This window comes from Nostoc sp. (assembly GCF_036917235.1).
Classification (GTDB): domain Bacteria; phylum Cyanobacteriota; class Cyanobacteriia; order Cyanobacteriales; family Nostocaceae; genus Nostoc.
In genome coordinates this window covers 78,411-93,377 of sequence record NZ_JBALDU010000065.1, presented here as the reverse complement: position 1 = coordinate 93,377, position 14,967 = coordinate 78,411, and the positions used below count along the sequence as shown (strand labels likewise).

The following is a 14,967-nucleotide window of genomic DNA, read 5'->3' as shown; positions in this document are numbered from 1 at the left end:
TCTCGTAGAGAAGTATTGGTCATTGGTCACTGGTCGCTAACTGACAAATGACAAATGACAACGGACAAATGACAAAGGACGAATGATAAATGACAAAGGACGAATGATAAATGACAAATTTGCAAGAACGCGGGCATCTTTTAACTGAGCTGGTAAATCCTAACAGTCTGAACTTAGATCAGCTCAGTTCTCTGGAATTGGTGGAGTTGTTTAATGACGAAGACCAAAAGGCTGTCGCAGCAGTTGCAGCGGCGAGAATTCAGTTGGCAGAGGCAATTGAGCGCACCGCAGAGCGTTTGCGCCACGGAGGGCGCCTATTTTATATCGGTGCGGGTACAAGTGGCAGGTTAGGGGTTTTAGATGCTGCTGAGTGTCCACCTACTTTTTGTACACCCCCAGAGTTGGTACAGGGGATTATTGCTGGTGGTGCTGCCGCACTAGTACGTAGTTCGGAAGATTTAGAAGACAGCATTGAAGATGGCGAGGCTGCGATCGCAGGGCGGCACGTTACCCAATTAGATGTCGTAGTTGGCATTACCGCTGGCGGCACAACACCTTATGTCCACGGCGCACTTCATGCTGCTCGTCAGCGAGGAGCCATAACTATTTTTATCGCTTGTGTTCCTGCTGAACAAGTTAGCTTTGATGCCGAGATTGACATTCGCTTATTGACAGGACCAGAAATAATCGCCGGTTCAACTCGCCTGAAAGCGGGTACAGCTACTAAATTAGCTTTAAATATCCTTTCTAGCGGCGTGATGGTTAAACTAGGCAAAGTTTATGGCAATCGCATGGTGGATGTAGCAGTAACAAATCAAAAATTACGCGATCGCGCTTTGCGAATTTTGCAAGACCTCACAGGTTTAAGTCGAGAAACTGCTGGTTTTTTACTAGAACGTAGTGGTAAATGGGTCAAGCTGGCGCTATTGATGCACTGGACTGGATTGGAAAAAGACGAAGGCGATCGTCTACTTTCAGAACACCAAAGTAATCTCAGGGCAGCTGTTCTCAGCTATCAAAATCATAAGCAACCTTGAATAAATTTTCTAAATAAATACTTTATAATCTGGCTGTTACTTGTTTTAGTAACACGCCTTTTTTTTAAATAATATTCTTTAGAAAAGCTGCTATTAATTAGCATAGTTAAGAATAGTAAACTTAAATAAATATTTTAACCTATATTGTCAATGTGAATAACTAAAGCAAGTCTATTTGGAGACTGCTAATCATTTTTAAACAAAAATTCAGAACTTATACGGATATGATTCAGTATGAAAATTATTAAAATGATATATTGATACACCATGATATCGACTATGGCAACTTACTTTAGTCATAAATATTAGCAGAAAAGTAAATTCTGTCAATAAAGACTTTATGCTAGATAAATTCTTTACTAGCAATAGTTTTGCTATCTTAACATCTGCCTTGCTTTTAATAATCTTGATTTAGACTGCTATATAACAAATCCATTTGCACTGATTAACATAATCTGCCAATCGCTATATAGCTAGAACACTGTGACAGAAGTGTTGCCTACCTTTAACAAGTTACTTCAGAAATTTGTCTGGTTAATTGAGATGGTAGGTGAATTGACACCTTGCTCTACTAGTATCGGTTTTTAATGGCTAGCTTTTTAATAAAAGGAACAAACTATGGCTCATCAAGAACTTATTTCAAATAATCTAGTAAATGAATTTAAAACTTGTACTCAGTTGCAATACAATGGCAAGTTAAATATTAAAAGTTCCAAGGGCAGCCAATGGACTTTTTACTATCGATTGGGACGGATAGTTTGGGCAACAGGAGGAACTCATCCCTTCCGACGTTGGCGTAGACATATAGCCCAGAATTGTCCCCAGATTGATGTTGATAAGTTGCAGTTACGTGAGCAAGACCTATCAATTGATTACTGGGACTATAAACTGATAGAAGTATTTTATAAAAAACAGAAAATTCAGAGAGAGCAGATTCAATCTATTGCGGAAAATACGATAGCAGAACTATTATTTGACCTAGCTTTGCAAGGAAACTTTGCTTCTCTAAGTTGCAATCGCAACCAAGAAGTTATCTTAGAAACCCCAATGAGCTTCACGAGTGCAGAAATGTCTGTAAAGCACATGCAAGACTCATGGAAAATTTGGTCAGAAGCAGGTTTAGCAAATTTTTCTCCTGACTTAGCACCAATTCTACGGCGACCAGAACAACTTGAGCAGATGGTAAGTCCATCTGTCTACAAAAACTTTGTAAATTTAATCAATGGCAAATTCACTCTGCGAGATTTAGCCATGAAAATGAAGCAGAGTGTACTACCACTCACCCGTTCGTTGCTTCCTTATATCCTTAAAGGAATCATTGAATTGGTAGAAGTACCTGACTTGCCTTTAGGAATTACTGAAGTCAACAATAACTCTACCACCACACAAGCCAAGAAGCGGATTGCTCCACTAGTGGCTTGCGTCGATGATAGCCCTCAAGTATGTAAAATGGTAGAGGATATTGTCACTTCCAATGGATTTAGGTTTGTCAAAATTCAAGATGCTGTACAAGCTCTACCAACCCTAATTCAGGATAAACCAGACCTGATTTTTTTGGATTTGATTATGCCAGTTGCTAGTGGTTACGAAATTTGTACTCAGTTACGAAGAATATCTACATTTTCCAACACACCAATAATTATATTAACAGGCAGTGATGGTCTTTTAGATAGAGTTCGTGCCAAAGTAGTTGGTTCTACAGATTTTCTCACTAAACCTGTAATGACTGATAAGGTAATGAGTATAATACGTAAACATTTACCTACACAGACTGTATCAAATAAAAAGAGTAAATCTAATTTAGAAGTTTGTAATTAGGGAAAGTTAGAGGCAATTTTTGATTCTGAATTATTCCTCAAATTTTGTAGACTTTTCCACCTCAGTAAAAATTAAATTATTGAGGTTAAATAATTTTAAATTAACTCTATTTTTAAAATCAGGTATTTGCGATTTTAGATATATTATCATCTTTAAATTCTTTTGCTGGCAGTCATTTTTACATTTTGAATGTTCAAGCCAAAATGTAAAATCTAAAATTAGGTTATCAAACTATTTTATATTCAGAAAACTTATATTAAGTTATGTTTATTAAGTACTTTCTCTGAGGTTGATACATAAAGATTGAATCAAAATTAGACAAATACAAATTTTTGTATTTATAGCAGTCCTATTTGATTTGTGAATATTGTTTAGGGCAAAGGGGTTAGGGCTAGTCTCTAGTCCCTTCCATGTCTTTTTGAGGAATCATTTAGGATTTGTCTATTTTGTTTACGTTTTGAGAAAAAGTTAACGAGTAATTGCCATGAATACTGTTTTAGTTGTTGAAGATGGCTTAACAGATATGGAAATAATCAGCCGTTACTTGCAACAGGCAGGTTATTCTGTAATTAGCGCCACTAGTAGTGAAGAGGCTCAAGACAAAATAGATGAAAATAAGCCAGACTTAATATTTCTCGATGTAATTTTACCGGGTAAAAGTGGCTTTGAAATTTGCCGAGAACTGAAAAATAATCCTGACACTAGCAATATCCCTGTAGTTTTTTGCTCTACAAAAAATAGTGATGTAGATAAAATTTGGGGTAATATGTTAGGCGCTGATGGTTATCTATCAAAACCGATCGATCGCGAGGAACTAGTAGTAATTTTAAAGCGATTACTTAATTAGTGAAAATATCATAAATTAACAAATCATAGAAGTCACTAGTTTTTAGATTAATCTCTCCAAGAATAAACAATAACTGCAAATGTGGCTAAAGATAAATAATCAAGGACAAAGGATCGATAGCTTTGGAAACCCAGGAAAAGTTTTTAAGTTTTAATTTGGGAGTAACTGATACAGCCGTAATTTCTTTACAACACATCGCAGAAGTTTTGCAAGTATCATTACCAGAAATATGTGGCGTTCCTCAGATGCCAAGTAGTGTCTTGGGTATTTATAATTGGCGCGGTGAGATGCTTTGGTTAGTCGATTTAGAGGCAATGTTAGGTTATCCTCCAATTTCACAAGGGTCAAATTTAGTTTCAAGAATGATGGCAATTGTTATAGAAAATAAAGGTAAGTATTTGGGACTATTAGTACGACAACTTATAGATATTGAATGGCTGGATACTAAAGAAATGAAACCCGCAAGTGCTGAATTATTTTATCCAAAAATATCACCTTTTTTACAGGGGTATTTTATTAATGATTCGGAGGAGATAATTTTTAATTTGGATGCCACAACTATTATTCAATCTCCAGCATGGGAAATTCATAATTGAATATTTAGTAAAGTGTGATTAGGTAGATTTTTTTGAAAACTCCTAATCCTTAATGAGTAAATACCAGATAAATATCGCTTGCCACATATCCAGTTATTACCAATCACAATTTTGAGGTTAATCAAATGACATTTTTGTATAACAATAGCCATGAGAGCGAGCATCTAATCTCTGAATTAGAAAATGAGAATGGTAACGCTCATATAGCAAATATTGCTAGTAGTGAAATATCTTTATTAAATGCGATAGCTCTAGAATTTAAAACTTGGCGGCGACAGTTGAAAGACATCGCAACTCATATGCGCCAAGCCCCAGACCTTGATACATTAATGAAAATTACTGTAGCACAAATTAGAGAAAAGATTGGCTGCGATCGCGCCTTAGTTTATCAGTTTACTTCGCGAGAATCAGGTAATGTTTTAGCCGAATCGAGAACACTAGGTTGGACTCCAACTTTAGGCGAAAATATTCCTGGAATTATTTTTGGCTTGTATACTAATCAAGACTATATAGAAGCTGTAGTTATTGACGATATCAATCAGATTCAACTTACCCCTTATCAAAAGCAACTGCTAGATAAATTTCAAATTAAAGCTAGTTTGAGTTTACCGATTGTAGTAGAAGGTAAAGTGTGGGGTTTACTAGTAGTTAATAATTGCTACTCAAAGCGGCAGTGGCAAGAAGTAGAAATTAGCCTACTATCTCAACTGACAACAGAACTAATTTACAAATTACAAAGCTTTGAATTCCAAAAAGAACAGCAACAGCGGCTACTAGCAAAAAAATCGGTAGCCAAAGTCATCGACAAAATTTTGCGGATATCAAATGTCGATAAGCTGTTTCAAACAACCACTCAAGAAGTACGTCAATTACTAAAATGCGATCGCGTCGGTGTCTATCGCTTCAAACCCGACTGGAGTGGCGAGTTTGTCGCTGAGTCAGTGGGTAATGGCTGGATAAAAATGGTCGGCCCTGATTTTTACATGGTCTGGGAAGATACCCACTTACAAGACACTCAAGGAGGACGTTATGCCAAGGGTGAAAGCTTTGTGGCCAATGATATTTATCAAATGGGCCATTCTCAATGTCATATTGACATTTTAGAGCAGTATGAAATGAAGGCTTACATCATTGCGCCCATATTTGCTGGAGAAAAATTATGGGGTTTGTTGGCAGCTTATCAAAATTCTGGGCCTCGTGATTGGCAACCTTGGGAAGAAACCTTTGTAACTCAAATTGGATTGCAATTTGGTGTAGCTATCTCACAAGGGGAATATCTCGAACAAGTGCAGACAAAATCTGACCAACTAGCTCAAATAGTTGAACAAGAGAAAGTTTTCACTAAGATAGTCAACCGTATCAGACAATCTTCAGATGTAGAAAGCGTCTTTAAAACAACTACTCAAGAAGTGCGTCAATCACTACAATGCGATCGCGTCGCTGTCTATCGTTTTAACCCTGACTGGGGTGGTGAATTTGTGGCTGAGTCTGTGAGTACTGGTTGGACAAAACTGGTAGGCCCTGATATCAAAACCGTTTTGGACGATACCTACTTGCAAGAAACGAAGGGAGGTCGGTATATCAGAGGTGAAAACTTTATCGTTAATAATATCTATGAAGTAGGATTAGCTCCCTGTCATATTGAGATTTTAGAGCAGTTTGAAGCCAAAGCTTACATGATTGTTCCGATATTTTTCGGGGATAAATTGTGGGGATTGCTGGCAGCTTATCAAAATTCTAGCTCCCGTGAATGGCAAAGCTGGGAAGTGAACTTTTTAGTTCAGACTAGCTTGCAATTTAGTTTAGCTAAATCACAGATAGACTATTTGGAATTAGTGCGAGTCAAATCTGAAAAACTAGCTCAAATAGCAGAACAAGAGAAAGCTGTCACCAAGATCAGTAACCGCATCCGGCAATCTTTAGATGTAGAAGAAATCTTCAAAACAACTACTCAAGAAGTTAGGCAATTAATGCGATGCGATCGCGTCGCCGTGTATTGCTTCAATCCTAACTGGAGTGGTGAATTTGTCGCAGAGTCAGCAGGTCATCTTTGGGTAAAACTCGTAAGCCCCGATATCAAAACTGTCTGGGAAGATACCCACTTACAAGAAACTCAAGGAGGTCGATATGCCCAAGGGGAAAATTTTGTTGTCAATGATATCTATCAGGTAGGTCATTCTCCTTGTCATATTGAAGTTTTAGAGCAATTTGAAGCCAAAGCTTATGTAATTGTTCCTGTATTTGCTGGGGAACAATTGTGGGGATTGCTGGCAGCTTATCAGAATTCGGGAACTCGTGATTGGGAAGAATCGGAAGTCACTTTGTTAGCACGTATTGGCAGCCAGTTAGGACTGGCATTACAACATACCGAATACTTGCAACAAGTACAAGCGCAGTCGGCAAAATTAGCAGAAGCCGCAACACGGGAAAAGGCAGCTAAGGAGTTACTCCAACAACGATCGATTCAACTCTTAAAAGCCCTTAGACCCGCCCTTAACGGCGACTTAACAGTACGCGCACCGATTACAGAAGACGAGCTAGGCACGATCGCTGATGCTTACAATAATACTCTGCAAGCACTGCGGCAAATTGTTGTTCAAGTACAAGGGGCTGCTCAACAAGTTGCTCAAACTTCTAGCAATAGCGAGGCTTCATTAGCGGGACTAACCAATCTGGCACAACAACAATCTGAGGAGATTACCGCAGCCTTAGATGACATTCAACAGATGGTGGACTCTACTCAAGCTGTAGTAGCGAATGCTGAGTTAGTACAACTAGCAGTGCAAAAAGCCAATCAAACTGTAGAGTCTGGCGATACTGCTATGAACCTGACTGTAAAAGCAATCCAAGGAATTCGTGAAACCGTTGCTCAAACCAGCAAAAAGATTAAACGCCTCAGCGAATCTTCACAAAAAATCTCTAAAGTGGTGAATTTGATTGGTAATTTTGCCACACAGACAAACGTACTCGCTTTGAATGCAGCCATTGAAGCTACTCGTGCTGGTGAATATGGTAAAGGCTTTGCAGTTGTAGCTGATGAAGTCCGTTCTTTATCTCGCCAATCAGCAGCAGCAACCATCGAAATTGAAAAATTAGTTCAGGAGATTCAAGCAGAAACCGGGGAAGTTGCAGTAGCAATGGAAACTGGTATTCAGCAGGTAGTAGAAGGTACTAATCTTGTTAGCGACACTCGCCAAAACTTAAATGCGATCGTTTCTGCGACTGCCGAAATTAGTCAGTTAATCGAGCGAATTACCGCAGCGACTCAAAAACAAATGGCGCAATCTGTAACAGTCACTAAATCAATGCAAGATGTCGCAGAAATTGCCGATAAAACTTTTGCTGAATCTCAAGAAATTGCGACTGTGTTCCAAGATTTATCAGGAATGGCGCAAGAGTTATTAACAACTGCTAGTAAGTTTAAAGTGAAATGAATTTTAGATTTTAGATTTTAGATTTTGGATTTTGGATTATGAATGAGGAGGATTTTAAGCGGAGAACAAAGCAGCTAGCATTGCGAGCAATCCGCTTAGTAGAAGCTCTCCCACAGAGCAGAACGGCAGATGTAATTGGCAAGCAGCTAATCCGTTCAGCAACATCTGTGGGAGCTAACTATCGGTCAGCTTGTTGTGGCAAGTCAACCGCCGATGTCATTGCTAAACTCAGTTTGGTAGAGGAAGAAGCCGATGAAAGTCTTTGTTGGATGGAACTTGTTGTTGAGGTTGGTTTATTACCACTGGAAAAAGTGAAAAGCTTGATGTTAGAAAATACCGAAATTCTGGCAATGACAGTTGCATCAATTAAAACTTTACGCAACAAATCCAAAATCCAAAATTTAAAATCAAAAATCTAAAATATGATTACAGATAACGAAATTCGAGAACAAGGCTACATCTATTTTCTAGCTGAAGCCCCAGAATTAGTCCAAATTATTGAACAAGAACTATTTAGCTTATCCGAAGATTATAGCATTGCTAAAATTCACAATTTAATGCGGGCTACTCATACACTTAAAGGTGGTGCAGCTAACGTTGGGCTAGAATTAATTAAGACGATCGCTCATTTTTTAGAAGATGTATTTAAGGCTTTATACAATCCAAAAGTAATCGTAGATGCAGAATTTCAAACACTTTTATTACAAGCTTATGAGTGTTTGAGTATAGCATTAAATACTGAGCTAATAGGCAGTACTGTTAATGACGAAGAACTGCTTCATCGAGCGACTTCAGTGTTTGCACAGTTACAAGAAAATCTGGGTGATGCATTTGGTGCTGAATCTCATATTCCCACTTCTGAAGAATTGGGATTTGATATTGTGCAATCTGTTTTTGAAGTAGGAGTAGAACAACGTCTAAACAGTATCGCTGAAGTTATTAACAATCCACCAAATAATGACAAATTTATCGAGTTTTTACACTCTCAAGCTGAAGTATTTCTGGGCTTGGCAGAATCTTTAAATTTGCCTGGATTGGGAGAAATTTCCCAAACGATTCTCTCCGCATTGCAAGCAAATCCCAGTCAGGTACAGCAAATTGCAGAAATTGCCCTGGTAGATTTACAACAAGCAAAAAAATTAGTATTAGAAGGCGATCGCACATCTGGTGGAGAACCTTCATCAGGTTTGCAAAAACTCGCAGTAGTGGCAAATAATGAGTTATCTGAAGAATTGCCAAATAATTCATTTACTAACACATTTATCATCAATGTAGAACAATTTTATCAATTTCTCACTACATCTGATAACAATAAAAATGAATCGGTAAAGCCAACAACTGCCAAATTCTATTTAAAAGTAATTCGCTACATTTTTGGCTGGTTTAATCACCAGATGCAAATACCAGAGGTGGAACTAAATTTAACTTTACTAGTTCCCAGATTAGAAAGAAGAAGTCTGCTGAATTATATCGAAAACTGGCTGAAAGACTTTCTTGATTTCGTTCGCGATGAAGAAGATAGTCAAAGTCTTTGTATTTATCGACGTGGAATTATCTTAATCATTTTATTTGCAGTTGCAAAATTTCAATATTCTCTGAAAGCATCTGATAGCTACCTCTCAGCAATTAAAATATTACAAAACCAAATTCATAAATTAGCAAAAGAATATAAAAGTTATCCTCCTGTTACTAGTGAAGAGAAAAATTGGCTTGATAGCCCCAAGTTACAAAAACTGTTAGTTATTAAAGAGATTGTATCTTCTCAATCAACTGATAACTTACTAGAAGCAATATGGGGAGAAGAAGCTAGGCAGAACCTTGTTGTTGAAGTCGTGACAACCCAGGCTGATAATTCTTCAGAAAAGCTTGATTCATTAACTGTCAGCGAGCAGGTAGTTATAGACGTTCCGAAAACAGCTATTGAAGTCATCCCTGATATAGCTACACAAATTAACAAAGAAATAGACGATAAATCAGAGTATGTTCAAACTAAAAACTTTCGTCAACCTTCATTTATTCGGGTAGATACAGAGAGACTGCAACACCTCAATTATTTAGCAGGAGAATTGCTGATTTACCAAAAACGGCGTAGTTTACAAGATGAACAGGTCAAAGAAATAATTGAGCAACTAGAACAGCAACTCACTAGACATCAAACAACTTTAAACAATTTACGCGATCTACCTTTACAAATACAAAATATTACCTCACAACAAACGCAAAGTTTTGCAGTGGATTTTGACTCTCTAGAAATGGATGTATATACAGAATTTCACATGACATTGCATGAAGCAATAGAAGAAACACTGCAACTACAAGAAACCACAGAATCTCTCGATTTGCTTCTGACACAAGCTACTCAAATTAGTGATAAACAAGAGAATTTAACTCTTAATATTATAGATAGCTTAGTCGAAGCACGAATGGCGCCTTTGGGCAATATATTGAATCGCTTCCCTCACATGGTAAATAAATTGGGGAATGTTCATGCCAAACTTGTAGAATTGAAACTTACTGGTAGTGAAGTACTAGTAGATAAAGCGATCGCAGAAAAGCTCTACGATCCTTTGTTACACTTAGTGCGTAATGCTTTTGACCACGGTATTGAAGCTCCGCAAGTTCGCCGAGAGCTTGGTAAACCAGAAGAAGGTTTAATCGAAATCTGCGCTTATCATCAGGGTAGCCAAACTGTTATCGAAGTTCGTGATGATGGCCAAGGATTGAATTTAGAGAGAATTCGCAGAAAAGCTGCTGAACTTTATCCCATACAAACTGAAGAAAAAACTAGAAAATATGCTTCTAGTCTGGCTGAACCTGAACTTTTAGATTTGATATTTTCGCCTGGATTTACTACTGCAAATAAAGTAAGTGAAATTTCTGGGCGTGGCATGGGTTTAGATATTGTGCGTACTCAGATGCACGCACTCCACGGCTCGATTTCAGTTCAATCCTTACCCAACCAAGGAACAATATTCATACTCAAAATTCCTTTTTCTATGACTACAGAAAAGTTAATGCTAGTTCAAGCCAAAGGTGTTGTTTATGGTCTGATGTTAGACAGTATCGAAAGAATATTGATTCCCTCTGAACAACAGATTAAAGAAATTGAAGGCAAAAAAGTCTTGTATTGGAATATAGACAATGATGAGACTATGGTTAGCCTTCGTCAACTTTCAAAGTTGATTAATTATAATGGTTCATTCATTAATAATGAGACTCTATACAACACTTCAAATACTCACAACCCAAGTGTAGCGAAAAATCCGGTGCTTTTGCTACAGCGAAATCAGGGAAAAGTTGCTTTAGAAGTTGACCAAATAATCGGCGAACAAGAACTGGTAATCAGACCTTTAGGAAATGCGATCGCACCGCCAAAATACATTTATGGTTGTAGTAGTTTAGCCAATGGTAATCTCATCTTAGTAATTGATGCTTTGTTACTGGTAAAATCTAGCGAAATCCAACAAACAACACTTGACATCAGGGCGCTACCAGTAGCTTCTTCGTCAAATAAAAAAGCCTTGCCGATATCAGGGCATACTTTTTCATCTACACCATTACTTGCGGCATCGACTTCCACAACAACTATAGAAACCCAATCCAGTTATTCTGAAGAGCCAGATTATAAATCACCAAAAGTTGTTTTAGTAGTAGATGATGCAATTAGTCTCCGGCAAACCCTTTCTCTAACTCTCCAAAAATCTGGCTATCAAGTAATACAAGCTCAAAATGGTGTAGAAGCTCTAGAAAAATTGCAGTTACATCCTGAAATTAAAGTTGTCGTCTCCGATTTAGAGATGCCACGAATGAATGGTTTTGAGTTGTTGAGCAATTTCCGCCAATACACAAATTTAGCAAAAATTCCTGTTGTGATTCTTACTTCTCGCAGTGCTGAAAAACATCGCCAGCTTGCCCAAGAATTGGGTGCAAAAGCTTACTTAACCAAACCTTTTTTAGAGCATGAGTTTATCTCTAAAATTAAGGAGTTAATTAACAATAATCCAAATGATTTAGATCATTTACTCATAGTGAAAAATAATTAACAATTTGTAATTACGAATTACGTTAGCGTAGCGGTAGCGAGTCCGCGTACTCTGTAAAAGTTGCAAGCTACGCGCAGCTTCTGTCTGCGATACGCTGCGCGTTCGCGTAAGCGTCCCGCAGGGAACGTAGAGAGCGTCATTACGAATTACGAATTATCCGGTAGATTATTTGTATCTACACCTAGAGAACGTAAATACTCGGCTAATTGTTCAGCCCGCGATCGCTCTTGTTGTGCCTGTTCTGCATCTGTAAAATAGCGGTTTCCTTGCTCGTCATACCAACATAAAAACTCCTGTTGTATACCGGCAATTACAGCTTGGTGTCGCCCAATACCTAATCCAACCTCTGGCATCAAATAAGGTTCACCTATTTGTAGTTGGTAGCTTCCATCTATCAACTTATACACTTCAAAGGGTTGATGTTGGTCGCGTCGCCAAAACTCAGGGTTATAAATTACGTAGTACAATACACCGAGTTTTCTATATATATCTAGCTTTTCGTCGTATTCACCTCCTGGAGTATGGGATACCATTTCTAATGTGAATATTGGAACTATCCCATTTTCTTCCCAAACAGCGTAACTTTTGCGTGATTTACCACCCTTTTTCCGTTCTACTCCCAGACTTAAAAAAGCATCTGGGACTACAGGTACTCTGGGATTTACTCCTGTGGTGTGATACACTCCCATATCTACTCCGAAGTACCAATCCATGCGATTTGCCCAAATGGAGTTAAGTAAGAAAAGTAAAATATTGGGCAAAAAGTTTTGATCTTCGTTATCCACTGGGGTATCGTCTGAACACGGAAGTTCGTCGGTAGTTGGTAACGCATTTTTGAGATCGGGTGAGAGCATAACCGTTGTCTCGCTGGCGTTTGATGCCTTTATTATAAATGAGCCAACAAAAGTTTAGCGTTTGGGTGCAGCTTCCCCAAACTTAATTAAAAGTGCGATCGCAATACTAACAAACAAAATTAACGTCATACTCAAGGCTGAACCGAATCCCCAATTTTGCGTTGCTCCAAGAAACTGGTTATAAACTAACCGCGCCGCCGTCATACTAGAAGCACCACCAAGTAATTCTGGATCGACAAAATCCCCCAAGCCTGTGATGAATACAAGCATAGAAGCAGCCGCAATTCCCGAAAAAATTTGCGGTACGGTTACTTGGAAAAAAGTTTCCACTGGATTTGCACCTAAATCAGCCGCAGCTTCTAGCAAGCGCTTATCTAGCTTTTCGAGAGAAGCATATAAAATCAAAACCATATAAGGTAATAAACTGTAACTCATGCCAATTAATACAGCTTGACTATTGTTGAGTAATTCCCAAGTAGGCAAGCCTAAATTGCTGAATAAACTGTTCAATAAACCAGTAGGACGAAGAATTGTAATCCAAGCATAAGAACGGAGTAAGGAAGAAGTCCACAAAGGTAGAACAAAGGCTAATAGCAGCAAATTTCGCCAACGCTGCGGCGCTATCTGAGCAATCCAATAGGCGACGGGGAAGCCCAAAATTAAACAAATTACCGTAGTGCCAAAGGCAAAAAATAGCGATCGCCCAATTACTTGCACGTAAAGTGAGTCAAATATTCGGATGTAGTTTTTGAACCCGTTGGGATTGACCAAATCTCCTGGTCGGATGTCTGCAACTAAACTTAACTCGAAAATTATCAAAGATGGCAGCACCAACAAAAGTAATAACCAAATCGCAGATGGTGCCAGCAATACCAAAGGTTGCAGCCAATTTCTGACGGGGTTCTGCAATTTTTCTATTTTAGAAATCTCATTTTTTTCCAAATTAATCACTCCTAACTCCTAACTCCTAACTCCTAACTCCTAACTCAATTAACTGCTAGTTAATTGAGTCCAATAACGATCGTAAACCTCTTCAAATTCTCTTACAGGTGTAACACGTTCACAATTTTTTAACAGGGACTCTGATGGAAACAAGTTAGTGTTGTTTTGGATTGTTTTTGGCAATTGCTCAAATCCGGCGCTATTAGGCGTAGAAATATTTAGGCGTTGAGTGATTTGGGCTGCGATTCCTGGTTGCAAAATCATGTTAATCCAAGCATAAGCTCCAGATTGGTTGGGGGCTGTTTTGGGAATTACAATAGTGTCTGTCCATAATGAAGAACCACTGCGAGGAATCACATATTTGAGTTTAGGATTTTCTTGAGAGATTTTCACGGCATCTGCGGAATAACACATTGCCAATAGTAAATCTCCTGCCAGAATTTGATTTTGCCAAGCGTCGGTGTCAAAACGGGCGATCGCAGGTTTTAGGGACTTCAATTTTTCATAAGCTTGTTTAATTTCTTGTTCATTTTTTGAGTTGTAAGAATAACCGAGCATTCGTAAGGTTGCACCCATAACTTCTCGAACATCATTGAGCAAGGTCATCCGCTGATTCAGTTGCTCTTGATTTTGCCAAAGATAATCCCAGTCTTGTGGTGCATCTTTAATTTTTTCGGAATTGTAAAGTAAACCTGTTGTCCCCCAGTTAAAAGGGATACTGTAGCGGTTATTGGGGTCATAACTAGGATTCTGAAACCGGGGAAATAAATTCTCTAGACCGATTAAGCGATTGTGATTTATTTCTGTTAACAAGCCTTTGTCTACCATCTTCTGCACCATATAATCAGATGGGTTGATGATGCTGTAAGTGCCACCGCCTCCAGCTTGCAATTTAGCCAGCATGACATCATTGGAATCATACACATCTGCCAGCACTTTCATGCCAGTTTGGGCGCTAAAAGTTTTCAGTAATTGGTTGTCAGTATATTGTGTCCAGGTAAAGACATAAAGTTGGTCACGCTGACCATTCGTATTAGAATTAGCACGTACTTCAGCCAGCCTCCAGCCACAACCACCTAAAGATAAGCTAGAAAGTGCTGCCACCCCTTTTAAAAATTGGCGTCTGTTAGTCATTAAGTTAATAGTTAATCATCTTTTGTATTGTTGCCGATTGATTCTAAATATGCCTTTAATTGGAGTGCCCATAGGTAGTTTAAAGATTAACTTAAGTGTATCTACCTGTGCAACTGTTAATAAGTTACTCCTGTTATACCAATTCTGTATAAAGATGCGCCAAATTATATAAGGAACGAACCGCAAAGGACACAAAGGAAGAAAGAAAATTTGGCGCAGCCTCACAAAGAAATGGTATTAGCTAATGTTAGGCACGGTTTTT

The 14,967-nt window shown here is 38.3% G+C and carries 10 protein-coding genes; 7 read left to right on the top strand and 3 right to left on the bottom strand.

Features of this window, described 5'->3' with window-relative positions; genetic code table 11:
- The first annotated feature begins 110 nt into the window (after window positions 1-110).
- The 7 genes from murQ to V7K44_RS19070 all read left to right on the top strand — a co-directional run bounded on the left by murQ (window position 111) and on the right by V7K44_RS19070 (window position 11,775).
- Window positions 111-1,037 carry an N-acetylmuramic acid 6-phosphate etherase gene (gene murQ, locus V7K44_RS19100; protein ID WP_334933482.1) on the top strand — a complete coding sequence of 309 codons (927 nt, stop codon included), beginning with the start codon at window positions 111-113 and terminating at the stop codon, window positions 1,035-1,037.
- A 618-nt stretch (window positions 1,038-1,655) separates the two neighbouring features.
- Entirely contained in the window at window positions 1,656-2,855 is a 1,200-nt protein-coding gene (locus V7K44_RS19095) for a response regulator (protein ID WP_334933481.1), read from the top strand.
- Window positions 2,856-3,339: 484 nt separating this feature from the next.
- The gene (locus tag V7K44_RS19090) at window positions 3,340-3,702 is read left to right on the top strand and encodes a response regulator transcription factor (protein WP_334933480.1); all 363 of its coding nucleotides are present in this window, start codon (window positions 3,340-3,342) and stop codon (window positions 3,700-3,702) included.
- Window positions 3,703-3,824: 122 nt separating this feature from the next.
- Window positions 3,825-4,298: a chemotaxis protein CheW gene (locus V7K44_RS19085; RefSeq protein WP_334933479.1), complete on the top strand. Its 474-nt coding sequence runs from the start codon at window positions 3,825-3,827 to the stop codon at window positions 4,296-4,298.
- A 125-nt stretch (window positions 4,299-4,423) separates the two neighbouring features.
- Window positions 4,424-7,732: a GAF domain-containing protein gene (locus tag V7K44_RS19080; RefSeq protein ID WP_334933478.1), complete on the top strand. Its 3,309-nt coding sequence runs from the start codon at window positions 4,424-4,426 to the stop codon at window positions 7,730-7,732.
- A 38-nt stretch (window positions 7,733-7,770) separates the two neighbouring features.
- A complete protein-coding gene (locus V7K44_RS19075; RefSeq protein ID WP_334933477.1) occupies window positions 7,771-8,151 on the top strand; it encodes a four helix bundle protein in 381 nt (126 codons plus the stop codon).
- A 3-nt stretch (window positions 8,152-8,154) separates the two neighbouring features.
- Window positions 8,155-11,775, top strand: coding sequence for a hybrid sensor histidine kinase/response regulator (locus tag V7K44_RS19070; protein WP_334933476.1), 3,621 nt, complete (start codon window positions 8,155-8,157; stop codon window positions 11,773-11,775).
- Between the two features lie 146 nt (window positions 11,776-11,921).
- Here V7K44_RS19070 and V7K44_RS19065 read toward each other — a convergent pair whose 3' ends face one another.
- Genes V7K44_RS19065 through V7K44_RS19055 form a run of 3 tightly spaced genes read right to left on the bottom strand, consistent with a single transcriptional unit; the run spans window position 11,922 to window position 14,705 of the window.
- Window positions 11,922-12,629, bottom strand: coding sequence for a Uma2 family endonuclease (locus tag V7K44_RS19065; protein WP_334933475.1), 708 nt, complete (start codon window positions 12,627-12,629; stop codon window positions 11,922-11,924).
- Between the two features lie 54 nt (window positions 12,630-12,683).
- Window positions 12,684-13,577, bottom strand: coding sequence for an ABC transporter permease (locus V7K44_RS19060; RefSeq protein ID WP_334933517.1), 894 nt, complete (start codon window positions 13,575-13,577; stop codon window positions 12,684-12,686).
- Between the two features lie 42 nt (window positions 13,578-13,619).
- On the bottom strand, window positions 13,620-14,705 hold the full coding sequence (locus tag V7K44_RS19055) for an ABC transporter substrate-binding protein (protein ID WP_334933474.1): 1,086 nt from the start codon (window positions 14,703-14,705) through the stop codon (window positions 13,620-13,622).
- Window positions 14,706-14,967 lie beyond the last annotated feature (262 nt).

Bases quoted from the DNA above. Each gene is read 5' to 3' on its own strand.
- murQ (WP_334933482.1), top strand. From the start codon at position 111: ATGACAAATTTGCAAGAACGCGGGCATCTTTTAACTGAGCTGGTAAAT.
- V7K44_RS19095 (WP_334933481.1), top strand. From the start codon at position 1,656: ATGGCTCATCAAGAACTTATTTCAAATAATCTAGTAAATGAATTTAAA.
- V7K44_RS19090 (WP_334933480.1), top strand. From the start codon at position 3,340: ATGAATACTGTTTTAGTTGTTGAAGATGGCTTAACAGATATGGAAATA.
- V7K44_RS19080 (WP_334933478.1), top strand. From the start codon at position 4,424: ATGACATTTTTGTATAACAATAGCCATGAGAGCGAGCATCTAATCTCT.
- V7K44_RS19075 (WP_334933477.1), top strand. From the start codon at position 7,771: ATGAATGAGGAGGATTTTAAGCGGAGAACAAAGCAGCTAGCATTGCGA.
- V7K44_RS19070 (WP_334933476.1), top strand. From the start codon at position 8,155: ATGATTACAGATAACGAAATTCGAGAACAAGGCTACATCTATTTTCTA.
- V7K44_RS19065 (WP_334933475.1), bottom strand. From the start codon at position 12,629: ATGCTCTCACCCGATCTCAAAAATGCGTTACCAACTACCGACGAACTT.
- V7K44_RS19055 (WP_334933474.1), bottom strand. From the start codon at position 14,705: ATGACTAACAGACGCCAATTTTTAAAAGGGGTGGCAGCACTTTCTAGC.